This window comes from Halomonas saccharevitans (assembly GCF_900116405.1).
Taxonomy (GTDB): Bacteria; Pseudomonadota; Gammaproteobacteria; order Pseudomonadales; family Halomonadaceae; genus Halomonas; species Halomonas saccharevitans.
Genome location: NZ_FPAQ01000020.1, coordinates 1 through 24202, shown reverse-complemented (window position 1 = coordinate 24202; position 24202 = coordinate 1). Strand labels below are relative to the sequence as shown.

Below are 24202 nucleotides of genomic sequence, written 5' to 3'. Positions count from 1 at the left end.
GTTTTAAAACGGTCGTTTGGGCTTGATCACCGACGGCAGATGCGCGAACACTGACGGCACGTGACCGCCCCGCGGCAAAACGACAACAACGATCCATCAGAAAGGGATGCCTCGCCATATGTCCAACAACGTCAATCGGCTCACCCTCGCCATCGCCCTTGCCTCCACGGCGCTGATCGCCGGCCAGGCGGCCGCCTCCGGCTTCCAGGTGCGTGAGCAGAGCGCCAAGACCCTCGCCAACGCCCTATCCAACGCCACCGCCGGTGCCGAGGACGTCAGCTTCATGGCCTACAATCCGGCCGCCATCGGCAACATCGACGGCAACCAGGTGGCCGGCGGGGTGGCCTATATCGATGCCACCTTCGAGCTTCAGGGTGCAGAAGCCTCTAGTCGTTCCATTCCCGGTCTCGGCAATGTCGATTACGATCGAGGCGGTTCTCGTCAGGGCGGCGAAACGGCCACGGTGCCGAGCTTCGCCGCCAAGATGCAGCTCAACGAGCGGTTCGACCTGGGCCTGGCCATCTACGCGCCCTACGGGCTCTCCACCAAGTACGACGAGGACTGGATCGGCCGCTACCACGCCGTGGAGACCGAGTTGAAGACCATCGACTTCCAGCCGACGCTTAACTACCGGGCCACCGAGCGCCTCAACCTGGCCGTTGGCCTGCGGGCGCAGTATGCCGACGCGACGCTCTCCAACAATATCGACCTCGGTGCGCTGGGAGCTCGGCAGGGTTCCCTTCAGCCGAGCGCCATCGGTAATGCTGACGGATTCGCCGAGGTCACCGGCGATGACTGGGGCTATGGCTATACCCTGGGCGCGCTCTTCCAGGTCACCGACAAGACCCGGCTGGGCGCGAGCTATCGCTCCGAGATCGACCTGACCCTGGAGGGTGAGGTCGATTACAGTTCGGATAATGCCGCCGGCCAACGAGTCCTGGCTGGCGCTCAGGCAGGTGGCGACTTGCGGGATGGCGGCGGTACCGCCGAGATCACCACGCCCGCCAACCTGAATCTGGGCGTCTATCACCAGCTGACCGATCGGCTGGCGCTGATGGCCAACGCCGAGTGGACAGAGTGGAGCAGCTTCGACGAGCTGACCGTAGAGTTCGAGGATGGCAGCAAGCCTAGTTCGACCACCGAGAACTGGAACGATACCTGGGCCTTCTCGGTGGGCGCCGACTACGCCTTGAACCAGCAGTGGCTGCTGCGTGCCGGCCTGGGCGTCGACGAGAGCCCGGTGCCGAGTGCCGAGTTCCGCACCCCGCGGGTGCCGGATGCCGACCGCCAGTGGGCGACCTTCGGCGCCACCTGGATGCCCACGCCCGAACTCGGCATCACCGCCGGCTATATGCACGTCTTCGCCGACGATGGAGATATTGACCAGGACGGCAGCAAGGAAGAGAACGCAACCAAAGGGAGCCTGAACGGCACCTACGAGGTGGAGGCCGACGTCTTCGCCCTCTCGCTGGACTACCGCTTCTAGGCGCGGCCCCTCCTGCACGATCTTTCTGCATGACCCCGCGACCCCGGCCACTGGCCGGGGTTTTCGATGGCGACGGGCGTGCCAAGGCTGGGCCTCCTCGAGGAAGGCCGCCCGCATCAGTTCCCAATGAGCGGTCATTGCCATGGCGATCACCACGCACTGGGAGGCCGAGCGGGGAGTGATCCCTGATGTCGCCTGCCTCGCGGAGAGGGGGAGGATGGTCGCTGCGGTCGCGTTTCGCTACAATGGCAGCCTTTTCCGCGCCGCCGAGGCGGCCGTCTTTCCACTGCAGATTCAGGCGAGCGAGCCCATGCTGGAAACCAATGCCATCCATAACCTCATCAAGGACCTGTCCGAGCGGACAGACGTCCTGAGGGGGTATCTTTGACTATGCTGAAAAGAAAGATCGGCTAGAGGAAGTCACCCGCGAGCTCGAGGATCCCAACGTCTGGAGCGATCCCGACTACGCCCAGAAGCTGGGCAAGGAGCGGGCTACGCTGGAGACGATCGTCGCCACCATCGATGAGCTCGACCAGGGCCTGGGCGACAGCCGGGACCTGCTGGAGCTGGCCGAGATGGAGGGGGACGAGGGCACCGTCGCCGAGGTCCAGAAGGAGCTCGACGGCATGCAGGCGAGCCTCGCCAAGCTCGAGTTCCGGCGCATGTTCTCCGGCGAGATGGACGAGAACAACGCCTATCTCGATATCCAGGCGGGCTCCGGCGGCACCGAGGCTCAGGACTGGGCCAACATCCTGCTGCGCATGTACCTGCGCTGGGCAGAACACCACGGCTTCAAGGCGGAGATCATCGAGGTCTCGGCCGGCGACGTGGCGGGCATCAAGTCGGCCTCGGTGCATATCCAGGGCGATTATGCCTTCGGCTGGCTGCGCACCGAGACCGGCGTGCACCGCCTGGTGCGCAAGAGTCCCTTCGATTCCGGCGGTCGCCGCCACACCTCGTTCGCCTCGGTGTTCCTCTCCCCGGAGGTCGACGACAGCTTCGAGGTCGAGATCAATCCCTCGGACCTGCGTACCGACACCTACCGCTCCAGCGGGGCCGGCGGTCAGCACGTCAACACCACCGACTCCGCCGTGCGTATCACCCACGAGCCCACCGGCATCGTGGTGGCCTGCCAGAGCCAGCGCAGCCAGCACGCCAACCGCGACTTCGCCATGAAGCAGCTCAAGGCGAAGCTGTGGGAACACGAGATGCAGAAGCGCAACGCGGCCAAGCAGGAGGCCGAGGACTCCAAGGCCGACATCGGCTGGGGCAGCCAGATCCGCTCCTACGTGCTGGACGACCAGCGCATCAAGGATCTGCGCACCGGCGTGCAGTCGAGCAGCTGCGACAAGGTGCTGGACGGCGATCTGGATCAGTTCATCGAAGCCAGCCTGAAACAGGGGCTCTGAGCCCTTGCCCTGCCGCGCCCCGGTCGATGCTCGTCCGGGGCGCGGCGCGACGCCCACTCTTTTCACCGTAGCGGCCTCCCGTGAGGCCGCGACGCCACAGGTAGCGACATGGCCCACCCGGACTCCCCGCAGAACGATGAGAACCGCCTGATCGCCGAGCGCCGTGCCAAGCTGGCCGCGCGCCGCGCACTGGCCGCCGACACCGGCGAGAGCGCCTTCCCCAACGATTTTCGCCGCGACAGCCTGGCCGCCGAGCTCGACGCCGAGCTCGGCGAAAAGGACAAGGCCGAGCTGGAGACGCTGGGGCGCCAGGCCGCCGTGGCCGGGCGCATCATGCGCAAACGCGGGCCCTTCCTGGTCATCCAGGACCCCTCCGGCACGATCCAGCTCTACGTCGACAAGAAGGGACTGCCCGCCGAGGTGCTCGAGGACATCAAGGGCTGGGACATCGGCGACATCGTGGCCGCCCGCGGTCCGGTGCATAAGTCGGGCAAGGGTGATCTCTACGTGATGATGGTCGAGGCCAGGCTGCTCACCAAGAGCCTGCGTCCGCTGCCCGACAAGTTTCACGGCCTGACCGACCTGGAGGCGCGCTATCGCCAGCGCTACGTCGACCTGATCGTGAACCCCGATTCGCGCCGGGTCTTCGAGGCCCGCGCCGGGGTGATCAGCGCCATGCGCCGCTTCTTCGAGGATCGCGGCTTCATGGAGGTCGAGACGCCGATGCTGCAGCCGATTCCCGGTGGCGCCACGGCCCGGCCCTTCGTCACCCACCACAATGCGCTGGACATCGACATGTATCTGCGCATCGCGCCGGAGCTCTACCTCAAGCGCCTGGTGGTGGGCGGCTTCGAGCGGGTCTTCGAGATCAACCGCAACTTCCGTAACGAGGGGCTCTCCACGCGGCATAACCCCGAGTTCACGATGATCGAGTTCTACCAGGCCCATGCCAATCATCATGACCTGATGGACCTCACCGAGGAGATGCTGCGCAGCGTGGCCCAGAAGGTGCTGGGCACCACCACGGTGGTCAACACCGTGCGCAACGCCGAGGGCGAGGTGCTGGAGACCTTCGAGTACGACTTCGGCCAGCCGCTGCGCCGCATCAGCGTGTTCGATGCCATCCTCGAGTTCAATCCGGACATCCGCGCCGAGGCCCTGGCCGACGAGTCGGCGGCCCGCCAGATCGCCGAGCGCCTGGATATCGACGTCAAGGATGGCTGGGGCCTGGGCAAGGTCCAGATCGAGATCTTCGAGAAGACCGTCGAGCATCGCCTCCAGCAGCCGACCTTCATCACCGAGTATCCCACCGAGGTGAGCCCGCTGGCGCGCCGCAAGGACAGCGACCCCTTCGTCACCGAGCGTTTCGAGTTCTTCGTCGGCGGCCGCGAGATCGCCAACGGCTTCTCGGAGCTCAACGACGCCGAGGACCAGGCCGAGCGCTTCGCCGCCCAGGCCGCGGAGAAGGAGGCCGGCGACCTGGAAGCGATGTACTACGACGCCGACTACGTGCGCGCCCTGGAAATCGGCCTGCCGCCGACCGCCGGCGAGGGCATCGGCATCGATCGGCTGGTGATGCTGTTCACCGACAGCGCCTCGATCCGCGACGTCCTGCTGTTCCCGGCTATGCGCCCCGAGGTGGAGTGATCGAAGCGACAGGTAGCAGGTAGCGGTAGCGCTCGCGGCTGGACCGGCGGCAGGCCCCGGGGTGCCGGACCAGCGAGTAGGCGCTGTAAACCCTTCCCTGGGCGCTACCGACGCCCTGCGGCGCTCTCGCATCCTGTTCCACTTGCAGGACCGGTGCTGGCCATCCATGGCCAGCCCGTTCGGAGCAGTGCTCCTCACCCCTGGCGTAGGACTTCCTCTTTGGCCTGCCCCCGGCGCCCCTCGCTCTGGTCGGCAGCTGCAGTCTTGGCCTGAAAGGTGTGGAAGCATTGGTAAACGCCGTGGGCAGCGCCCATAATGACCGTCGTTTCGACGTCGAGGAGACCGTGATGAAACTGCTCAACCGCTCCGCCCTGAGCGTCAGGCCGACCCGGCACTTCGTGGACTGGATCAATGCGCTCGAACCCACCATGGACGGGGACGACCTGACCCTGGCCGACGTCGAACGCGAAAGCACCGTCTATCTGATCCCGGAGATGGACACCCCGGAGGCCCTGGAGGGCTTCGTGCGCGAGCGCTATCTCGAGATCCTCGAGACCGAGCTGCGCGCCTGGGAAGAGGACGAGCGACAGTGGCCCGAGGCCCTGGACTGGGCGCTCTTCCAACGCTTCCTGCAGGTCGAGCACAGCTACCTGGCCATCGATCTGGAGAACGAGGCGGCGCTGGAGATCTCCGAGGTGGACGACGCCCTGCTGCTGGAGACCGACCAGGACTGAGGCGTCTGCTTGGCCGTCATCTCGACGACGGCGACCGCGAGAAACCGGCTTCGGCCGGTTTCTGTCTTTTAATCTCCTAGCAACGGAAACAGGATGAGTCGACTCTTTGCGACCCGTCCCGGCGACGATGGCCTGCCGGGCCCGGAACGGCGCCTGGCGGTGCTGGCACTGATCCTCGGGACCCTGATGGCGGTGGTAGACACCACCATGGTCAACATCGCCCTGCCCACCATCGCCGCCGACCTCGATGCCTCGCCCTCTCGGGTGGTGTGGGTCACCAACCTCTTCCAGGTGGTCTGCGCCGCCTTCCTGCTGGTCTTCGCCGCGCTCAGCGAGCGGGTCGGGCGCTATCGTCTCTATACTGCCGGGGTGGGGCTCTTCACCCTGGCCGCGCTGGGCAGCGCCCTGTCCCGTGACCTCACGACCCTGCTGCTGTTTCGTGCCCTGCAGGGGCTCGGTGCGGCGGCAACGCTCTCCATCGGGCCGTCGCTCTACCGCTCGATCTTCCCCTCGCGGCTGCTCGGCAGCGCGCTGGGGCTCTCCGCCCTGGTGGTGGCCGGCGGCTATGCGGCGGGGCCGACGATCGGCGGGCTGGTGCTCTCGGTGGCCCACTGGCCGTGGCTCTTCGCGCTGCACGTGCCGCTGGGGCTCTGCGCCGCCAGCCTGGCCTGGCGGGCGCTACCGCGCGAGCCGGGGCGTCGGGAGGACTTCGACTGGCGCGGGGCCCTCTTCGCGGTGGCCATGATGGCCGGGCTCTTCGTGGGCCTCGACGGCGCCGGTCACGGGGTGCCCGGCTGGCAGGTGCTCGCCTGGCTGGGCGGCAGTGCGCTGAGTGCCGGGCTCTTCCTGCGTCGCCAGCGGCGCGCGCGCCATCCGCTGCTGCCGCTGTCGCTGTTCGCCGAGCGGCGCTTCTCGCTGGCGGTCTGCGCCTCGGGGCTGGCCTTCGTGGGGCAGGGGCTGGCCTTCGTGGCACTTTCCTTCCTCTATCAGCAGGAGATGGGCTTCACGCCGCTGCAGACCGCCTGGATGTTCACCCCCTGGCCGCTGGCGATCATGGTGGTGGGGCCGCTGGCCGGCCGGCTGGCGGACCGGGTCAATCCCAGCCTGCTCTCCAGTGCCGGTCTCGTGCTGCTGCTGCTGGGCCTGGCGGCGCTGGCCGGGCTGGACGCCGAGGCGGGCCTCGCTGACAGCCTGTGGCGCACGGCGCTCTGCGGCGCCGGCTTCGGCCTCTTCCAGCCCCCCAACAACCGCGAGATGATGGCGAGCGTCCCCCGCGAGCGCAGCGCCCGGGCCTCCGGGGTGATGAGCACCACCCGCACGGTGGGGCAGTCCCTCGGCGTCGCCCTGGTCGGCGCCTTCCTGGCCGCTGGCGCCCCGGTGCAGGCGACGCTCTGGGCCGGCGCGGGAGCCTGCATACTGTCGCTTCTGGCGAGCCTCTCGCGGGTCGGCCTGGCCGGCCGGGCGCAGCGCGCGGCGCGCCGAGCCTGATCGCGGCGGGCGTCGTCGGACCCGCACGGAAGGCGTACAATGGCATCCTCACTCACCCAGTATCGAGACGTCGACAATGAGCATCCAGGACACCATCGAAGCCAAGCTCAAGGCCCTCGAGCCCGACTTCCTGGCGGTGGAGAACGAGAGCCACCGGCACAACGTGCCGGCGAATTCGGAGACGCACTTCAAGGTCACCCTGGTCGCTCGCCGCTTCGAGGGGCTGATGCCGGTCAAGCGCCACCAGCAGCTCTACGCGCTGCTCGCCGATGAGCTGGCAGGCCCGGTGCACGCCCTGGCCCTGCACCTCTTCACCCCCGAGGAGTGGGAGGCCAGTGGCCGGTCGCGCCCCGACTCTCCCGACTGCCGGGGCGGCAGCACCTCGTGACCCCGGAACCGCAGCGCCTGCAGTACCTGGAGGCCATGGGCCTGACGGCCTGGGTCTCTCGCTACCGCCTGCCCAATGCCCTGCCCACGCCGGAGTGCGAGTGGGCGCCGCCCGCGCCCGAGGCCGCGGCGCCGCCGCCGGGCGAGCGCCTGCATGCCCTGCTCGACGAGGCCGCCCAGGCCCAGGTCGCCACGCCCCGGGAGGCGCCCGCCGAGCCGGAGCCGTCCCAGCGCCCGCCGGCCGGCCCCGGTAAGGCGCGCGCCCTGCTCGGTGACATGGTGCCCACCACGGAGGCGGAACCCGCTCCCGAAGCGGTGGCGGCGCGTCCCGTGCAGCGCGCCGGCGAGGCGCTGCGCTTCACCCTGCAGGTGGCCTGCCTGGATGGCCGCTGGTTGATCCTGCTGCCCCAGGAAGCGGCGCCGGGCGCCATCGAGGTGCGCCTGCTGCGCCATGTGCTGCAGGCCGCCGGGGTGGTGCCCGAGCAGATGCCGGCCTTCGAGGTCTTCCGCTGGCCGCAGGTGGAAGGGCTGCCGGTGGAGGCGCCGGTCGAGGAGGCTCGGGAAGGGCTCCAGGCCTTCCTGGCCGGCCGCCGGCGGCGCGGCTGGGTGCCGGAACGGCTGCTGGTGTTCGGCAACGACGCCGTCCTCGATGAGCTGCTCGCCCTGGTGGAGGCACACTGCCCGCTGCTGGCGCTGCCGGCCTGGCAGGGGCCTGCCCTGGAGTCGCTTGCCGGCAGCGCCGAGGCCAAGCGCGCGCTCTGGCCGCGGATGGCCGGCTGGCGGCAGGCCTGGGAGGCGGGGCATGCGCCCGACTGAGGCGATGCTGCGTCCGCTGGGGATGGAGGATCTGGCGGCGTTGACCACCCTGGAACAGGCCGGTCAGCACGATTCATGGACGCCGGCTCAGCTCGAGGCCGCGCTGGCCGATCCCGAGGCACGGGTCGTCGGCGTCGAGCAGGACGAACGGCTGGTGGGGCATGCGGTGGTGGTGCGCCTGCCCTTCGATGCGGAGCTGCAGGCCATCATGGTGGCCGGCGATCGGCGCCGCCAGGGGCTGGCGGGCCGGCTGCTCGAGGCGGTGATCGAGGCGGCGAAGGGCTGGGACGCGGAGCGCCTGCTGCTGGAAGTGCGGGCCAGCAATGACGCGGCTATCGGGCTCTACCGACGCGCCGGCTTTAACGAGGACGGCCGGCGCCGCGGCTACTATCCGCCGCTCGCCGGCCGTGACCGGGAAGACGCGCTGCTGATGTCGCGCCCGCTGGCCTGATCCCGTCTCAGCTGGTCGCGGTGGTCTCGACCTCGTCGAACTTGCCCAGCAGGCTGGAGAGGCGACGCTCCCACTCCTCACGCTCCTGCTTCAGGCGAGCGTTTTCCTCGCGCAGCTCCTCGGCTTCCATCCTCATCAACTCCAGGGCCTCGACGGCGCTGGTGACCTTCTGTTCGAGCTGGTTGAAGAGTTCGATGCTCATCCTGTTCTCCTGGCAACATCCTGCTGATCGGGCCGCGCCCGGTGGGGATTCTTCTGATGGCAGCGTAACGCCGCGGCCGGGGCTCAGCAACCGTCGCCGTCGGGCGACTGATCATCGGCCTGACGGCGCCGGAAGAGCCGCCCGGTGCTGTCACCGGCCCGCACCTCGCGATGCAGCTGCCAGCTGGTTGGCACGGCCGGCGCCAGCGAGGACTCGGTCTCGAGGTAGATCCAGGCCTCCTCGGCGAGCCAGCCGTCGGCCTCCAGGGCCGCGCAGCAGCCGGCGGCGAGGTCTTGATGGAAGGGCGGGTCGAGGAAAACCAGCGAGAAGGGGGCGGCGGTGTCGGCCAGGAAGGCCTGGGCCTGGGTGGTCAGCAGGGTGGCGCGCTCGCTGGCCCCCAAGGTGGCGAGGTTGTCGGCCAGCTGGCGCGCCACCCTGGCGTCGGCCTCGACGAACGTCGCCTCCCGGGCGCCTCGCGACAGGGCCTCGAGGCCGAGCGCCCCGGTGCCGGCGAAGAGGTCGAGCACCCGGGCTCCGGGAACGGCGGCGGTCAGCCAGTTGAAGAGCGTCTCGCGCACCCGGTCGGGGGTCGGGCGCAGCCCGGGGTGGTCGAGCACCGGGAGCTGGCGGCGGCGGTAGTCGCCGCCGATCAGGCGCAGCCGTCCGGCCTTGGCTGGGGCGCCCGGGCCCGGGCGGCGGGACTTGCGGGAAGAGGAGAGGCGACGTGTCATGGGGCGGATTGTAACCGCCGGCTTGTCCACAGTCATGGTGCGCAATGGTAGGATGAGGCGATTCGTTCATCCGTGAGGCGTGATCCCCCCATGTTCGGTTTTCTCAAGCGCAAGAAGAAGCAGGAACAGCAGCAGACGACACCGGAACAGGAGGCCGAACGCCGGTCGGAAGAGGAGCAGGACGCGATAGCGGACGGGTCGCTGCCCGAGCAGGACGAGTCCTCCGCAGCCACGGGCGCGCCCGTGGCTGCGGAGTCCGACGAGGCGCGGACCGCCGAGACCGTTCCCGCCGCCGAGGAGGAGGTCGTGGTCGATGAGGCGGTGGCGGCCGGGCCCGCGTCTGAGGAGCCCGCCGAAGAGGCGACACAGCAGGCCACCCCCGAGCCTGTTGCCGAGCCCGAGCCCGAGCCCGAGCCCGAGCCGGCGCCTGCCGCCCTGCAGGAGAAGCCGGTCAGCGAGAAGAAGGGCTGGTTTTCCCGCATCCGCGCCGGCCTCGGCAAGACCCGCGCCAACCTCACCGATGGCCTGGCCGACCTCTTCATGGGGCGCAAGCAGATCGATGACGATCTGATGGAGGAGCTCGAGACCCAGCTGCTGATGGCGGACGTGGGCATCGAGGCCACCACCGAGATCATCGACCGGCTCGCCGACCGGGTCTCGCGCAAGGAGCTCAAGGACCCCCAGGCGCTCTACCGGGCCCTGCAGGAGGAGCTGGCGGCGAGCCTCGAGCCGGTCACCGAGCCTCTGGCTCTGCCACCCAAGGGTGAGGGGCCCTTCGTCATCCTGGTGATCGGCGTTAACGGCGTGGGCAAGACCACCACCATCGGCAAGCTGACCCAGCGCTTCCAGCGCGAGGGGCGCAGCGTGATGCTGGCCGCCGGCGATACCTTCCGCGCCGCCGCCGTGGAGCAGCTCAAGGTATGGGGCGAGCGCAACGACGTGCCGGTGATCGCCCAGCACACCGGCGCCGACAGCGCCTCGGTGATCTTCGATGCGCTCTCGGCGGCCAAGGCGCGGGGGGTCGACGTGCTGATCGCCGACACCGCCGGACGCCTGCACAACAAGGCACACCTGATGGAGGAGCTCAAGAAGGTCCATCGCGTGATGGGCAAGATCGACGGCGGCGCGCCCCACGAAGTGATGCTGGTGCTCGACGCCGGCACCGGACAGAACGCCCTGGCTCAGGCCTCGACCTTCCACGAGGCGGTGCCGATCACCGGCGTGACCCTGACCAAGCTCGACGGCACGGCCAAGGGCGGCATCATCTTCGCCCTGGCGCGACAGCTCGGTACCCCGATCCGCTTCATCGGCGTCGGCGAGGGACTGGATGACCTGCGGCCCTTCGTGGCGCGCGAGTTCGTCGATGCCCTGTTCGACCGAGACCAGGACACGCCCGCGTCATGATCGCCTTCGAGCACGTCGGCAAGCGCTACGGAGGGCGCTATGATGCGCTCGCCAATATCGACTTCCGCGTGCGCCGCGGCGAGATGGTCTTCTTGACCGGCCACTCCGGGGCGGGCAAGAGCTCGCTGCTGCGGCTGATCATGCGCCTGGAGCGGCCCAGCCGCGGCCGGGTGCGGGTGGCGGGCCACGACATCGATCGCCTGCACCATAGCCAGATTCCCTTCTATCGCCGCCAGATCGGCGTGGTCTTCCAGGACCACCAGCTGCTCTTCGACCGCTCGATCTACCACAACGTGGCGCTGCCCCTGGAGATCCAGGGCATCGAGCGCCGCGAGGCCGCGCGCCGAGTGCGGGCGGCGCTCGACAAGGTGGGGCTGCTGCACCGCGAGGCGGCCCTGCCCATCGAACTCTCCGGCGGCGAGCAGCAGCGGGTGGGCATCGCCCGGGCGGTGGTCAACAAGCCGGCGCTGCTGCTGGCCGACGAGCCCACCGGCAACCTCGACCCGCAGCTCTCCGCCGACATCATGGGGCTGTTCGAGGACTTCAACCGCATCGGCACCACGGTGATGGTCGCCAGCCACGACCTGGCGCTGATCGCCCGGCTGCGCCACCGCACCCTGCGGCTGAGCGGGGGCCGCCTGGTGGCCGACGAGGAGATCGCATGAGTCGACCCGCGCCCTCGCCCCGCGGGGCCCGCACGCAGCGGCCGGGAAGCGCCCTGCGCTGGCGTGCCTGGGCACGCCACCACCGCTCCATGGCCGCCGACAGCGCGCGCCGGCTGCTGCGCCGCCCCTTGGGCAGCCTGCTGACCATGCTGGCCATCGCCATCGCCCTGGTGCTGCCGGCCGGCCTGTGGCTGACCCTGGACAGCGCCCGCCTGCTCGATGCTCAGCTGGAGCAGAGCGCCACCCTCACCACCTACCTGGACGAGGAGGTCGGCGAGGCCGAGGCCGGGCGCATTGAGCAGGCCCTGGCCGCCCAGGAGGGCGTGGCGGCCACCCGGCTGATCACCGCCGCCGAAGGCATGGCCGAGTTCCAGCAGGCGCTGGGGCTCGAGGACGCCCTGGCGCGGCTCGAGACGAATCCGCTGCCGGCAAGCGTCGTGGTGCGCCCCGCCGATGCCTCCCCCGCGGCCGTGCGTCGGCTCGCCGATGGCCTGGCGGCCGTGCCCGGCGTCGATGAGGTGCGCCTGGACCTCGCCTGGCTGGAGCGCCTGCGCCACCTCGCCGCGCTGGGCCAGCGCGTCACCCTGGCGCTGGGCGTGCTGTTCGCGCTCGGCGTACTGCTGGTGGTGGGCAACACCATTCGGCTGGCCGTGGAGAGCCGCCGCCAGGAGATCGAGGTGGTCACCCTGATCGGCGCCACCCACGCCTTCGTGCGACGCCCCTTCCTCTACAGCGGCGCCTGGTTCGGCTTCGGCGGTGGCCTGTTGGCCTGGGGGCTGTTGAGCCTCGGCAGCGACTGGCTCGCGGCCCCGGTTTCCGCGCTGGCGGCCAGCTACGGCGCCAGTTTCGCCCTGCCGCGGCTGGGGGGCGAAGGGTCTACAATACTGTTGGGCTGTAGTACACTGCTTGGCTGGCTGGGCGCCTGGTTGGCCGTGAATCGGCACCTGGCGGAGATTCGGCCTCGTTAAGGCAAGCAGTCGGATGATATCTCGCTATATGCGAGCACATCCGGAACTTTCAACGGCCTTTATCGTCTTAGTCAGCGATCACGAACAGCATTATGGGCTTCGAAGGAGACAACCTGCACATGAGCACCAGTCTTCTGCCGGTGGGGCAGCTCTCACCGGGTCACGACCTGAACGGCTACATCCAGGCGGTCAACGGCATCCCCATGCTGACCGTCGAAGAGGAGCGCGACCTCGCCTTCCGGCTTCACGACGAGGGTGATCTGGAGGCGGCTCGCCGTCTGGTGCTGTCGCATCTGCGCTTCGTCGTCTATATCGCCCGCAGTTACTCCGGCTATGGCCTGCCTCAGGCGGACCTGATCCAGGAGGGCAACGTCGGCCTGATGAAGGCCGTCAAGCGCTTCGACCCCCACCAGGGCGTGCGGCTGGTCTCCTTCGCCGTGCACTGGATCAAGGCCGAGATTCACGAGTTCGTGCTGCGCAACTGGCGGATCGTCAAGATCGCCACCACCAAGGCCCAGCGCAAGCTGTTCTTCAACCTGCGCGGCGCCAAGAAGCGCCTGGCCTGGCTGAACACCGACGAGGTCGAGGCGATCGCCAAGGACCTCGACGTCAAGCCGGAGGTGGTGCGCGAGATGGAAGGGCGCCTGTCGGCCCACGACGCCGGCTTCGACGCCTCGCCCGGCGAGGACGACGAGTCCGCCTACCAGGCGCCGGTGCACTTTCTCGACGACGCCAGTGCCGATCCGGCTACCCAGCTCGAGGACAGCGACTGGGAGCAGGACGCCACCCAGCGCCTGCAGACGGCCCTCGCGGCCCTCGATGAGCGCTCGCGGGACATCCTGCAGCAGCGCTGGCTCGGCGATGGCAAGGCCACCCTGCACGAGCTGGCCGACGTCTACGGCGTCTCCGCCGAGCGCATCCGCCAGCTCGAGAAGAACGCCATGAAGAAGATCCGCCTGCAGATCGGCGACGCCCTGGCGGCCTGATTCCCGCCCGGCTCTCGCCTTCGAGCCCAGCGACGAAGCCCCGGCCATTGGCCGGGGCTTCGTGCGTTTACCGCGAGGGTTTCCGGTGGTGGGTCAGGCCGTCTGGGTCGCGGGGTGCAGCAGCTGTGCCGAGAGCAGCGGCCACTGGTCGTCCCAGTGTTCGGTGGGGCGGTGACGGAAGTCGCTGCGCACGTAGCGCGAGATCTGCCCCTCGAGCTGGGCCAGCATCAGGTTGGCGGCGGCGGAGACCGGCAGGGCGGGGCGGCGCCCCTCGCGCAGTTCGGCCTCGCGCAGCACCTGCTTGAGCTGGGTCTCCAGGCGCTCGAAGAGCTGATGGATGCGAAGGCGCAGCCGGGCCGTCTCGCCGGTCAGGGCGTCGCCGCCGAGCAGGCGCGAGAGGCCGGGGTTCTTCTCGGCGAAGGCCAGCACCAGGGTGAGGATCTGGCCGCAGCGTGGCACCGCCTCGGGTACCTCGTCGAGGATTCGGCCGATGCGCTCGAAGAGGCTCTCTTCGATGAACTCGATCAGGCCCTCGAACATCCGCGCCTTGCTCGGGAAGTGGCGATAGAGCGCCGCCTCCGAGACGCCGACCTGGCGGGCCAGCGCGGCCACGGTGATGCGCTTGCCGCTGTCTTCCTCCAGCATCAGCGCCAGGCCCTGCAGGATCTGCTCGCGGCGGCTGGGGGTGTAGGTTGCCTGCGTCATGTCGTTATATTCTTATCGGTCGGGTGGATCGGGCTGGCCCTCTGCGTGGCTCAGCTCGTAGGGCCGGCTTCTGGGGCCGGCTCACAGGGATCGGGTCGCCGGCGTTCAGCTGTCGCTCGGTTCCTGTGGTTCGTCGGTGATCAGGGTGCCGACACCTGCGTTGGTGAAGATCTCCAGCAGGGTGGCGTGAGGCACTCGGCCGTCGATGATGTGGGCACTCTTGGCGCCGCCCTTCACCGCCTCCAGCGCGCAGCGGATCTTCGGCAGCATGCCGCCGTGGATGGTGCCGTCGGCGATCAGCTCATCGACCTGGCCGGTGGTCAGGCCGGTGAGCACCTCGCCCTCGGCGTTCATCAAGCCGGCCACGTTGGTCAGCAGCATCAGCTTCTCGGCGTCCAGGGCCTCGGCCACCTTGCCGGCGACGAGGTCGGCGTTGATGTTGTAGCTCTTGCCTTTCTCATCCACCCCGATAGGCGCTATCACCGGGATGAAGTCACGGGCGGCGAGCATCTCGATCAGGTCGGTGGAGATGTGCTCCACCTCGCCGACGTGGCCGATGTCGATGATCTCCGGCGCGGTCATCTCCGGGCTCTGGTGCTCGACCTGGAGCTGGCGGGCGCGGATCTGGGCGCCGTCCTTGCCGGTCAGGCCGATCGCCTTGCCGCCGCACTGGTTGATCAGGTTGACGATGCCCTTGTTGACCAGCCCGCCCAGCACCATCTCCACCACGTCCATGGTCTCGGCGTCGGTGACCCGCATACCGTTGACGAAGCGCGACTCGATGTTGAGCTTGGCCAGCAGGTCGCCGATCTGCGGGCCGCCGCCATGCACCACCACCGGATTGATGCCGACCTCCTTCATCAGCACCATGTCGCGGGCGAAGGAGTCGATCAGGGTGTCTTCGGTCATGGCGTTGCCGCCGTACTTCACCACTACGGTCTTGCCGGAGAAACGCTGGATGTAGGGCAGCGCCTCGGAGAGCACCTCCACCACCTGGCGCGGGTCGCGGGTCTGTTCGGTCATCGGTCGGTTTCCCTGTCCTGTTTCGTGTGACGAGAATTCGTGTGGCGAGCGTTCATTTTGAGAGCCCCTCAGCAGGGCAGCTCGAGCTCGGGCGATACCTGGGCCAGCGCCTCGGCGAAGCGGGTGCGAATGCGCGTGAGCGCCGCCTCGTCCTTGCCCTCGAAGCGCAGCACCAGCACCGGCGTGGTGTTGGAGGCGCGACACAGGCCCCAGCCGTCGGGGTAGTCGACGCGGATGCCGTCCAGGGTGGTCTTGATGCCGTCGTCGCCGAAGTCGCCCTCCCGCGCCAGCCGGTCCACCAGGGCGAACTTGGTCTCGTCGGTCACGGCGATGTTGATCTCTGGGGTGCCCAGGTCCTGGGGGTAGCGGGCGAAGAAGGCGTCGGCGTCCTGGGTCTCGGGCTGCTTCGCGAGGATCTCGAGCAGTCGTGCCGCGGCGTAGAGGCCGTCGTCGAAGCCGTACCAGCGCTCCTGGAAGAAGATGTGACCGCTCATCTCGCCGGCAAGCGCCGCGCCGGTCTCCTTCATGCGCGCCTTGATCAGCGAGTGACCGGTGCGCCACATCTCGGGGGTGCCGCCCGCTTCCTCGATCACCCGGGTCAGGTTGCCGGTGCACTTGACGTCGAAGATCACGCGGGCGCCCGGGTTGCGCGACAGCATGTCCTCGGCGAAGGCCATCAGCAGGTGGTCGGGGTAGATCAGCGCTCCGCTCGGCGTGATCACGCCCAAGCGGTCACCGTCGCCGTCGAAAGCCAGGCCGATATCGGCGCCGGTCTCCTGCACGGTGCGGATCAGATCCGTCAGGTTCTCGGGTTTGCCCGGGTCCGGATGGTGGTTGGGGAAGGTGCCGTCGATCTCGGCGAACAGCGGGATCGTCTCGGCGCCCAGGCGCTCGACCAGCGCCGGGCCGAGCTCGCCGGCCACGCCGTTGCCGCAGTCGACCACGGCCTTGAGTGGGCGGGAAAGCGTGACGTCGCCGAGGATGCGCTCGAGGTAGGCGTCGCGCACGTCTTCCTGGCGCGTCTGGCCCTGGCCCTCGGCGAGATCATGGGTCGCGATGCGGGTGTGCAGCGCGGTGATCGCCTCGCCGGAGAGCGTCTCGCCGCCCAGCACGATCTTGAAGCCGTTGTAGTCCGGCGGGTTGTGGCTGCCGGTGACCATCACGCCGGAGGCGGTGCCCTCGAGCACGTGGGTGGCGAAGTAGAGCACCGGGGTGGGGACCATGCCGACGTCGACGACGTCGCACCCGGTCGACGTCAGGCCGCGGGTCAGGGCCTCGAGCAGCCGCGGCCCCGAGAGGCGCCCGTCGCGGGCGACGACCACGGTGGAATCGCCGCGGGCGATGGCCTCGCTGCCGATGGCGCGGCCGATCTGCTCGACTCCGGTCTCGGTCAGGGTGTCGTCGACGATGCCGCGGATGTCGTAGGCGCGGAAGATCGAGGCGGGTACGGTCTCTGGGGTCATGGGGTCCATCCGTTGTGGGGGTGCGAGGGGCTCAGTGCCGGCCCGAGCTGCCGAAGCCGCCGGTGCCACGTTGGCCGTCGCCGCGAAGGCTTCCGTCGAAGTCGTCGACGATCTCGAGTTCGGCCTGCACCACGGGCACGAGCACGTACTGGGCCAGCCGCTCGAAGGGCTCGATGATGAAGGGCGCGTCGCCACGGTTCCAGGTGGAGATCATCAGCTCGCCCTGGTAGTCGGAATCGATCAGGCCGACCAGGTTGCCCAGCACTATGCCGTGCTTATGGCCCAGGCCCGAGCGGGGCAGGATCATCCCGGCGAGGCCCGGATCGGCGATGTGGATGGCGAGCCCGGTGCGAATCAGCTCGCACTGGCCGGGCGCCAGGGTCAGCGGGGCGTCGAGCAGGGCGTGCAGGTCCATGCCGGCGGAGCCGTCGGTGGCATAGCGGGGCATCACGTCGCGCAGGCGCTCGTCGAGTAGCTTGACGGCGAGACGCGGGCGTTCTGGGGCGAGAGACATCGGGGCTCCTCGGGATGCGGTGTCAGGGGGTATGTCGGGCCGTCAGGCAGGCCAGGGCGCGGCGCATCACCGCCAGGGCGAGGCGGGCCTTGGGTTGGGGCGAGAGCGCCTCGCGGCCCTCGGCCTGGCCGTCGCGCCACAGCAGCAGGGCGGCGTTGTGATCGGTGCCGAAGCCGATCTCGGGGTCGGAAACGTCGTTGGCGACGATCATGTCCAGCCCCTTGCGGGTCAGCTTGTCCCGGGCATAGGCCTCGAGGTCGCGGGTCTCGGCGGCGAAACCCACCACGAAGGGGCGATCCGCCAGGGCTGCCACCGCGGCGATGATATCCGGGTTCTTGACCAGGCGCAGGGTGAGGCCGTCCTCGCCGTCGACCTTCTTGATCTTGTGCTCGGCGGCCGTCGCGGCGCGGTAGTCGGCCACGGCGGCGCAGCCGATGAAGAGATCGCTGTCGGGCGCCAGCCGCTGGGCGGCCTCATGCATTTCCCGGGCGCTCTCCACATCGATGCGCTCCACGCCCTCGGGGGTGGGCAGGGTCACCGGGCCGCTGATCAGCCGCACCCGGGCGCCGAGCGAAGCCGCGGCGGCGGCCAGGGCGAAGCCCATCTTGCCGGAGCTGTGGTTGGAGAGGTAGCGCACCGGGTCCAGCGCCTCCCGGGTGGGGCCGGCGGTGATGGTCACGGTCAGGCCGTCGGCCTCGCGCGCCTCGGCGGGCGCGGCGTTGGGCGTCACGGAGAAGGGCAAGGCCTCGGGCGCCATGGCTGTCGCGGCGTCGGGCGCCTTAGCTGGCGCGGCTTTGGGCGCCATAGACAGCAGCGCCTCGACGATCGCTTCGGGCTCCCACATGCGCCCCGGCCCCACGTCGCCGCAGGCTTGGTCGCCGCTGTCCGGCCCCAGCAGGCGCCAGCCGTCCTGGGCGAGCCGGTCGGCGTTGCGCAGGGTGGCGGGATGGCGCCACATGGCCTGGTTCATCGCCGGGGCCATCACCATCTCGGCGTCGCTCGCCAGGCACAGCGTGGTCAGCAGGTCGTTCGCGAGGCCCTGGGCGAGGCGCGCCATCAGGTCGGCGGTCGCTGGGGCGATCAGGATGGTGTCGGCCCAGCGAGCCAGCTCGATGTGGCCCATGCCGGCCTCGGCCTCAGGGTCGAGCAGCGAGGTGCGCACCGGCTCGCCGGTCAGTGCCTGCAGCGTCAGCGGCGTGATGAAGGCCTGGGCGCCCTCGGTCATGACCACGCGTACCTCGCAGCCCGCCTGCTTGAGCAGGCGGGCGAGCTGGGCGCTCTTGTAGGCGGCGATGCCGGCACTGATGCCGAGCAGTGTGCGGTGGCCCGCATTTGGGCGGCCCGCATTCGGGCGGCCGCTGCGCCGTGGACCGGGCAGTGTAGACATGGTGATATCCGAGCGGGAATCGGGCCTCATACCTTACCATCGGCGCCCGACCTTGCGTAGCCGCTGGCCCGACTACACTGATACACACGAACGTCGGGCAGGGAGGCCGAGATGTCGATTCGCGACTGGCCGGAAGGGGAGCGTCCTAGAGAGAAGCTGCTGGCACTCGGCGTGGAGGCGCTCTCCGATGCTGAGCTTCTGGCAATATTTTTGCGTGTGGGGGTGGCGGGACGCTCGGCGGTGGATCTGGCGCGCGACCTGCTGACGTCCTTCGGCGGCCTGCGGCCGCTGCTCGAGGCCGACCAGGCGCGCTTCTGCGCAGAGCGCGGCATCGGCACGGCCACCTTCGTGCAGCTCCAGGCCACCCTGGAGCTGTCGCGGCGCCACCTCGCGAGCCAGCTCGAGCGCGGGCACGCCCTGACGTCGCCCACGCTGGTGCGCGCCTACCTCGCCGCGAAGCTTCGCCATCTCGGCCATGAGGAGTTCGCCGCGCTCTTCCTCGACAGCCAGCATCGGGTGATCCGCTACGAGTCGCTGTTTCGCGGCACCCTGGACAGCGCCTCGGTCTATCCCCGCGAGGTGGCTCGTCGTGCCCTGGCGCTGGGCGCCGGGGCGGTGATCTTCGCGCACAACCATCCCTCCGGTGTGGCCGAGCCTTCCGATGCCGACCGGCGCATCACCGAGCGGCTGCGCGAGGCGCTCTCGCTGTTCGAGATTCGCGTGCTGGACCATTTCGTGGTCGGGGATGGGGAGGTGGTCTCCTTCGCCGAGCGAGGCTGGCTGTGATGGGGATAAGCCAGGATCGTGATAGGAAAAATGCGCGCGGGCCGCTATAATGCCGCACCGGTTGCGCTGGGCCCTTTGGTACGGGTCCCGCCTGTCATCGCCGTATGCCGCGCCACCCTGGGTGTCGCGAGGCCATGCCACGCCCTCATCGGATCATCGCCGCGTCGCTTGCCGACTGTGGCGGTCTCTGGTATAAAGTGCAGCCTTTGAATTCCCTTGGGTCAAATGACAACGGGGTCGTCCCGGTTTGCCCGACAGGTTTTGAACACTCAGGTCTATACACCTGGCCAAGCGGTTGGAGGCTCTCATGTCCAAAGTATGTCAGGTTACCGGCAAGCGCCCGGTGACTGGTAACAACGTTTCACACTCCCAGCGCAAGACTCGCCGTCGTTTCGTGCCGAATCTGCATTCCCACCGTTTCTGGGTGGAGTCCGAGAAGCGCTTCGTCAAGCTGCGCGTCTCCTCCAAGGGCATGCGCATCATCGACAAGAAGGGCATCGAGGCGGTGCTCGGCGACATTCGCAAGCGCGGCGAAGCCGTCTAAGCGTTCCACCAGGGGAGACACGTCATGCGTGACAAGATCAGAATGATTTCCAGTGCCGGTACCGGCCACTTCTACACCACCGACAAGAACAAGCGGAACACTCCGGACAAACTCGAGAAGAAGATGTTTGATCCGACGATCCGCAAGCACGTGATGTACAAGGAAGGCAAGATCAAGTAAGACTTGGTCGCTTCCGCCGCAGGTACGAGCCTGTCAGCCTGAACCCGGCCCGATGGTCGGGTTCTTGCGTATCCTCGCTTCTCCGGACGAGACCATGCCTGAGCTGCCCGAAGTCGAGACCACCCGCCGCGGCATCGCGCCCCACGTGGAGGGCCGGCAGATCACCGAGGTGATCGTCCGCCAGGCCCGCCTGCGCGTACCGGTGCCGGTGGATATGGTCGAGCGCCTGGTCGGGGCGCGGATCGGCGCTCTCTCGCGCCGCGCCAAGTACCTGCTGGTGCCGCTGGTGGATTCGGAGTCTGGCGACTCGGTGGGCACCCTGCTCTGGCACCTGGGCATGTCCGGCAGCCTGCGGCTCGCCCGCCTCGGCGAGCTGCCGAAGAAGCATGACCACATCGATCTGGTGCTCGACGATGGCGGCATCCTGCGCTATCACGATCCGCGCCGCTTCGGCTTCGTCGACTGGCTCGCCGAGGACTCGACAGCGGACCCGCGGCTCGCCCGGCTGGGGCCGGAGCCGCTCTCCGACGCCTTCGACGGTGGCCGGCTCTTCGACCTGTCCCGCCGTCGGCGCCTCGCGGTGAAGCCCTTCCTGATGGACAACGCCGTGGTGGTGGGGGTGGGCAACATCTACGCCGCCGAGGCGCTGTTCCTGGCCGGCATCGACCCGCGCCGGGCCGCCGGGCGTATCTCCCGGAAGCGCTTCGACCGCCTCGCCGCGGCAGTTCGCGAGGTGCTGGCGGCCGCCATCACCCAGGGCGGTACCACCCTGCGCGACTTCGTCGGCGGCACCGGCGAGCCCGGCTACTTCAAGCAGCGCCTCAACGTCTACGGTCGCGACGGCGAGCCCTGCCGACGCTGCGGCGCCGAGCTGCGCCTGGTGACCCTGGGGCAGCGTGCCAGCGTGTTCTGCGGCCAGTGCCAGACCTGATCGATCCCCTCTTTCCCTTGCGAGACCCCTCATGACCCAGCACACCCTGCGCCTGAAGAAGAATGCCGACCGTCGCCTCAAGGCCGGCCACCTGTGGCTCTACTCCAACGAGATCGACATCCAGGCCACGCCACTCAAGGACATCGTTCCCGGCACGCAGGTGGTGGTCGAGGCGGCCAACGGCAAGGGCATGGGCGTGGCCTACGTCAATCCGCACTCGCTGATTTGCGCGCGGATGGTCTCCCGCGATCCCAAGCAGGAGCTCGACCGCTCGCTGCTGGTGCACCGCCTGAACCAGGCGCTGGCCCTGCGCCAGCGGCTCTTCGACAAGCCTTTCTACCGCCTGGTGCACGGCGAGGGGGACCTGTTGCCGGGACTGATCATCGACCGCTTCGGCGACGTCGTCGTGGTCCAGCTCAACACCGCCGGCATGCAGGCCGTAGCCGACGAGCTGCTGGATGCCCTGGACAAGGTGCTCTCGCCGGCGGCCGTGGTGTTCCGTAACGACACCAGCGGGCGTCGCCAGGAGGGCCTCGGGGCGAACATTGAGGTGGTGAAGGGCGAGCTGCCCGACCAGGTGCTGCTGGAGGAGAACGGCGTGCGCTTCGTCGTGCCGGTGCTCGATGGCCAGAAGACCGGCTGGTTCTATGATCACCGGGTCAACCGCACCTGGCTCAATGGCCTGGTCGGCGGCAAGCGAGTGCTCGACCTGTTCAGCTACATCGGCGGCTGGGGCGTGCAGGCCGCGGCCAGCGGTGCCAGCGAAGTGCTCTGCGTGGATGCCTCCGGCGCGGCCCTCGAGCGGGTCGCCGAGAACGCCACCCTCAACGGCCTGCATGAGCAGGTGTCGGTGGGCGAAGGCGATGCCTTCGAGGTGCTCGCCGCCCTCAAGGCCGAGGGAGAGGAGTTCGACGTGGTGATCCTCGACCCGCCGGCCTTCATCCGCAAGCGCAAGGACATCCCCAACGGCGAGCGTGCCTACGGCAAGCTCAACCGCGAGGCGATGCGCCTGCTCGGCCGCGACGGCCTGCTGCTCTCGGCCTCGTGCTCCATGCACCTGGCGCCGGAGCGCCTGGTGGACGTGGTGCGCGGCGCGGTGCGCCATCAGGACCGCCAGGGCCAGATTCTCTTCCAGGGCCATCAGGGGCCGGATCATCCGGTGCATCCGGCGATCCCCGAGACCGCCTACCTGAAGGCCCTGGGCGTGCGCGTCTTCCGGGACTAGCTCGCGATGGTGCCCGGCTACGTTCGCGCCTTCGCCCATTCCAATGCGCTGCTGGTCAGTCACGTGCATAACGTGCTGACCGCGGCCGGCATCCCGGTGGCGCTGCGCAACCTGACCCTGGGCGGCGGCGCCGGCGAATTGCCGCTGGGCGAGTGCGAGCCGGAGGTCTGGGTGGCGGCCCACAACCGCGAGCGGGCCGAGGCGTTGATCCGCCAGACCCTCCATGGGGGAAGCGAGCGCCCGGCCTGGACCTGTACCGGTTGCGGCGAGCGCCTCGAGGGCGCCTTCGATACCTGCTGGCACTGCGGTGCCACCCGGGAGGGATGGGACTAGCGCGTCACGCGGGCAGGGAAGATGCCCGTCTCTCCGCGTGATCGTCACTGCCGCTCGGCCCTGGCCACAGGGTTTTCTGTAGACGCCTTCTCTCCTAGAAGATTTTCCGGTGAAAAAGCCGGTGTCTACTCATCCTTTTTGTTCTTTTGCGTGGACTCTTCGTGTATCGACTGCCTGTGCTGTAATGGGGGAACACCGATTCCGTCACCCAACGCAGGAGCGTGCCATGCAGATCGCCGTGCCCAAGGAAATCAAGAACCACGAGTACCGCGTCGCCCTCACCCCCTCGGGGGCCCGGGAGCTTGTCGGCCGTGGCCATGCGGTCACCGTGCAGGCCGGGGCCGGCGAGGGCGCCGGCTTCCATGACGCCGCCTATGAGGCCGCCGGGGCTCGCCTCGAGGCCGATGTGGCGAAGGTTTGGGGCGAGGCCGAGCTGATCCTCAAGGTCAAGGAGCCCCAGGCCGAGGAGGTCGCCCGGCTCGCCAAGGGCCAGACGCTCTTCACCTACCTGCATCTGGCCGCCGAGGAGACGCTGACCCGCGGCCTCATGGAGAGCGGCGCCACCTGTATCGCCTACGAGACCGTCACCGATCGTCAGGGCGGGCTGCCGCTGCTGGCGCCGATGAGCACCGTAGCCGGCCGCATGGCCGTGCAGGCGGGCGCCCACAGCCTGGAGAAGGCTCAGGGCGGGGCCGGCGTGCTGCTGCCCGGCGTGCCCGGCGTAGCCCCGGCCAAGGTGGCCGTGATCGGCGGCGGCGTGGTGGGCGAGAACGCCGCCCGCATGGCGCTGGGCCTGGGCGCCGAGGTCACGGTGCTCGACACCTCCATCCCGCGCCTCGAGACCCTGGACGACCGCTACCAGGGGCGCATGAAGACCGTCTTCTCCACCGCCGACGCCATCGACGAGGCGGTGCGCGAGTGCGACCTGATCGTCGGTGCCGTGCTGATTCCCGGCGCCGCCGCGCCCAAGCTGATCACCCGCGAGATGCTTGCCGAGATGAAGCCGGGCAGCGTGCTGGTGGACGTGGCCATCGACCAGGGCGGCTGCTTCGAGACCAGCCGGCCCACCACCCACGCCGAGCCGACCTATATCGTCGATGGCGTCGTGCACTACTGCGTGGCCAACATGCCCGGCGCCGTGGCGCGCACCTCCACCCAGGCGCTGACCAACGCCACCCTGCCGTTCGTGCGGGCGCTGGCCGACAAGGGCTGGCGGCAGGCCCTGGCCGACGACCCGCACTTTACCGCCGGCCTCAACGTCCATGACGGCCAGGTCACCTACCAGGCGGTAGCCGAGGCTTTTGGACTGGAGTACATCGCGCCAGATAAGCTGTTGGGCTGATGCCTCTGCGTGCACCACCGAGGCAAGCGGCGCCGGGGATAGGCCGTAAAGGAGGTCCTGGTATGGATTGACCTGTCAAGGGCTCGGTTGTCTCTTCAGTGCATGCGGTTGTCCTCAATGCCTACGGGTCAGGAAGCGAGGGGCTATCAGCGACGGTGGATCTCTCTGGTATTCGTGGGTTGGGTACCGACCTGTCATCACTTCGTCGCGGAGCTACCCTGCTCTACGCTCGAGGGTCACCCTGCCCCGGAGGGCGGGAGCCTCATAGGACCGCCAGGGGTTCTCCTACCGGCCCGACGCTCCCTGACCCGCAGGCACTGGGACACTGCCGTCATGTCGTGGCCCGGCTGCCGTGTGGCTTGCCCATTGCCTCGCAGGCGAGGGCCCACAGGAAG

The 24202-nt window shown here is 68.9% G+C and carries 27 protein-coding genes; 20 read left to right on the top strand and 7 right to left on the bottom strand.

The window, feature by feature from the left end; all coding sequences use genetic code 11:
* Window positions 1-118 precede the first annotated feature (118 nt).
* From BM388_RS10480 to rimI, 9 genes are all read left to right on the top strand, one after another.
* Window positions 119-1486 carry an OmpP1/FadL family transporter gene (locus BM388_RS10480; protein ID WP_089849891.1) on the top strand — a complete coding sequence of 456 codons (1368 nt, stop codon included), beginning with the start codon at window positions 119-121 and terminating at the stop codon, window positions 1484-1486.
* A gap of 142 nt (window positions 1487-1628) precedes the next feature.
* Window positions 1629-1874, top strand: coding sequence for a hypothetical protein (locus BM388_RS17850; RefSeq protein ID WP_089849889.1), 246 nt, complete (start codon window positions 1629-1631; stop codon window positions 1872-1874).
* Window positions 1800-2895, top strand: a protein-coding gene (prfB, locus tag BM388_RS10470) for a peptide chain release factor 2 (protein ID WP_139233925.1) whose coding sequence is annotated in 2 segments (ribosomal slippage) — window positions 1800-1871 and window positions 1873-2895 — 1095 coding nt in all. Because the reading frame shifts where the segments join, the coding sequence is not laid out codon by codon here. The genes BM388_RS17850 and prfB overlap by 75 nt, the downstream gene beginning before the upstream one ends.
* Before the next feature lie 108 nt (window positions 2896-3003).
* Entirely contained in the window at window positions 3004-4542 is a 1539-nt protein-coding gene (gene lysS / locus BM388_RS10465) for a lysine--tRNA ligase (protein WP_089849885.1), read from the top strand.
* A gap of 347 nt (window positions 4543-4889) precedes the next feature.
* Window positions 4890-5276 (top strand): hypothetical protein, encoded by a 387-nt coding sequence (locus tag BM388_RS10460; RefSeq protein WP_089849980.1) that lies wholly within the window; start codon window positions 4890-4892, stop codon window positions 5274-5276.
* Window positions 5277-5369: 93 nt separating this feature from the next.
* A complete protein-coding gene (locus tag BM388_RS10455) occupies window positions 5370-6764 on the top strand; it encodes an MFS transporter (RefSeq protein WP_089849883.1) in 1395 nt (464 codons plus the stop codon).
* Between the two features lie 76 nt (window positions 6765-6840).
* The gene (locus BM388_RS10450; protein ID WP_089849881.1) at window positions 6841-7152 is read left to right on the top strand and encodes a BolA family protein; all 312 of its coding nucleotides are present in this window, start codon (window positions 6841-6843) and stop codon (window positions 7150-7152) included.
* Window positions 7149-7967, top strand: coding sequence for a hypothetical protein (locus BM388_RS10445; protein ID WP_089849879.1), 819 nt, complete (start codon window positions 7149-7151; stop codon window positions 7965-7967). Before BM388_RS10450 ends, BM388_RS10445 begins: the two co-directional genes overlap by 4 nt.
* A complete protein-coding gene (gene rimI / locus BM388_RS10440; RefSeq protein WP_245781526.1) occupies window positions 7954-8418 on the top strand; it encodes a ribosomal protein S18-alanine N-acetyltransferase in 465 nt (154 codons plus the stop codon). The genes BM388_RS10445 and rimI overlap by 14 nt, the downstream gene beginning before the upstream one ends.
* Window positions 8419-8425: 7 nt before the next feature.
* Here rimI and BM388_RS10435 read toward each other — a convergent pair whose 3' ends face one another.
* Together BM388_RS10435 and rsmD are read right to left on the bottom strand one after the other, a co-directional pair.
* On the bottom strand, window positions 8426-8620 hold the full coding sequence (locus tag BM388_RS10435) for a cell division protein ZapB (RefSeq protein WP_089849877.1): 195 nt from the start codon (window positions 8618-8620) through the stop codon (window positions 8426-8428).
* Window positions 8621-8703: 83 nt separating this feature from the next.
* A complete protein-coding gene (gene rsmD, locus BM388_RS10430; protein WP_089849875.1) occupies window positions 8704-9351 on the bottom strand; it encodes a 16S rRNA (guanine(966)-N(2))-methyltransferase RsmD in 648 nt (215 codons plus the stop codon).
* A 90-nt stretch (window positions 9352-9441) separates the two neighbouring features.
* On the opposite strand from rsmD, the gene ftsY reads away from it, so the two are divergent.
* From ftsY to rpoH, 4 genes are all read left to right on the top strand, one after another.
* Entirely contained in the window at window positions 9442-10755 is a 1314-nt protein-coding gene (gene ftsY / locus BM388_RS10425) for a signal recognition particle-docking protein FtsY (protein WP_089849872.1), read from the top strand.
* On the top strand, window positions 10752-11420 hold the full coding sequence (gene ftsE / locus BM388_RS10420; protein WP_089849870.1) for a cell division ATP-binding protein FtsE: 669 nt from the start codon (window positions 10752-10754) through the stop codon (window positions 11418-11420). The genes ftsY and ftsE overlap by 4 nt, the downstream gene beginning before the upstream one ends.
* On the top strand, window positions 11417-12388 hold the full coding sequence (gene ftsX / locus BM388_RS10415; protein ID WP_089849868.1) for a permease-like cell division protein FtsX: 972 nt from the start codon (window positions 11417-11419) through the stop codon (window positions 12386-12388). Before ftsE ends, ftsX begins: the two co-directional genes overlap by 4 nt.
* 119 nt (window positions 12389-12507) lie before the next feature.
* Entirely contained in the window at window positions 12508-13374 is an 867-nt protein-coding gene (rpoH, locus tag BM388_RS10410) for an RNA polymerase sigma factor RpoH (protein WP_089849976.1), read from the top strand.
* A 93-nt stretch (window positions 13375-13467) separates the two neighbouring features.
* On the opposite strand, the gene slmA is transcribed toward rpoH, so the two are convergent.
* The 5 genes from slmA to coaBC form a co-directional block, all read right to left on the bottom strand.
* Window positions 13468-14079 carry a nucleoid occlusion factor SlmA gene (gene slmA / locus BM388_RS10405; protein WP_089849866.1) on the bottom strand — a complete coding sequence of 204 codons (612 nt, stop codon included), beginning with the start codon at window positions 14077-14079 and terminating at the stop codon, window positions 13468-13470.
* 105 nt (window positions 14080-14184) lie between these two features.
* On the bottom strand, window positions 14185-15102 hold the full coding sequence (gene argB / locus BM388_RS10400; RefSeq protein ID WP_089849864.1) for an acetylglutamate kinase: 918 nt from the start codon (window positions 15100-15102) through the stop codon (window positions 14185-14187).
* Window positions 15103-15170: 68 nt separating this feature from the next.
* A complete protein-coding gene (locus BM388_RS10395) occupies window positions 15171-16565 on the bottom strand; it encodes a phosphomannomutase/phosphoglucomutase (RefSeq protein ID WP_089849863.1) in 1395 nt (464 codons plus the stop codon).
* A 31-nt stretch (window positions 16566-16596) separates the two neighbouring features.
* Complete coding sequence (gene dut, locus BM388_RS10390; RefSeq protein ID WP_089849860.1) at window positions 16597-17079, bottom strand: dUTP diphosphatase; 483 nt, start codon at window positions 17077-17079, stop codon at window positions 16597-16599.
* A 22-nt stretch (window positions 17080-17101) separates the two neighbouring features.
* Window positions 17102-18466 (bottom strand): bifunctional phosphopantothenoylcysteine decarboxylase/phosphopantothenate--cysteine ligase CoaBC, encoded by a 1365-nt coding sequence (coaBC, locus tag BM388_RS10385; RefSeq protein ID WP_089849858.1) that lies wholly within the window; start codon window positions 18464-18466, stop codon window positions 17102-17104.
* A gap of 111 nt (window positions 18467-18577) precedes the next feature.
* On the opposite strand from coaBC, the gene radC reads away from it, so the two are divergent.
* From radC to ald, 7 genes are all read left to right on the top strand, one after another.
* Complete coding sequence (radC, locus tag BM388_RS10380) at window positions 18578-19252, top strand: RadC family protein (protein WP_089849856.1); 675 nt, start codon at window positions 18578-18580, stop codon at window positions 19250-19252.
* Window positions 19253-19559: 307 nt separating this feature from the next.
* A complete protein-coding gene (gene rpmB / locus BM388_RS10375; RefSeq protein WP_040184989.1) occupies window positions 19560-19796 on the top strand; it encodes a 50S ribosomal protein L28 in 237 nt (78 codons plus the stop codon).
* 24 nt (window positions 19797-19820) lie between these two features.
* The gene (rpmG, locus tag BM388_RS10370) at window positions 19821-19976 is read left to right on the top strand and encodes a 50S ribosomal protein L33 (RefSeq protein ID WP_071944136.1); all 156 of its coding nucleotides are present in this window, start codon (window positions 19821-19823) and stop codon (window positions 19974-19976) included.
* 94 nt (window positions 19977-20070) lie between these two features.
* Window positions 20071-20907: a bifunctional DNA-formamidopyrimidine glycosylase/DNA-(apurinic or apyrimidinic site) lyase gene (mutM, locus tag BM388_RS10365; RefSeq protein ID WP_089849854.1), complete on the top strand. Its 837-nt coding sequence runs from the start codon at window positions 20071-20073 to the stop codon at window positions 20905-20907.
* A gap of 31 nt (window positions 20908-20938) precedes the next feature.
* Complete coding sequence (locus BM388_RS10360) at window positions 20939-22132, top strand: class I SAM-dependent rRNA methyltransferase (RefSeq protein ID WP_089849852.1); 1194 nt, start codon at window positions 20939-20941, stop codon at window positions 22130-22132.
* Between the two features lie 6 nt (window positions 22133-22138).
* Window positions 22139-22465 carry a putative signal transducing protein gene (locus tag BM388_RS10355; RefSeq protein WP_089849848.1) on the top strand — a complete coding sequence of 109 codons (327 nt, stop codon included), beginning with the start codon at window positions 22139-22141 and terminating at the stop codon, window positions 22463-22465.
* A gap of 226 nt (window positions 22466-22691) precedes the next feature.
* Window positions 22692-23807 carry an alanine dehydrogenase gene (gene ald / locus BM388_RS10350; RefSeq protein WP_089849845.1) on the top strand — a complete coding sequence of 372 codons (1116 nt, stop codon included), beginning with the start codon at window positions 22692-22694 and terminating at the stop codon, window positions 23805-23807.
* Window positions 23808-24202 lie beyond the last annotated feature (395 nt).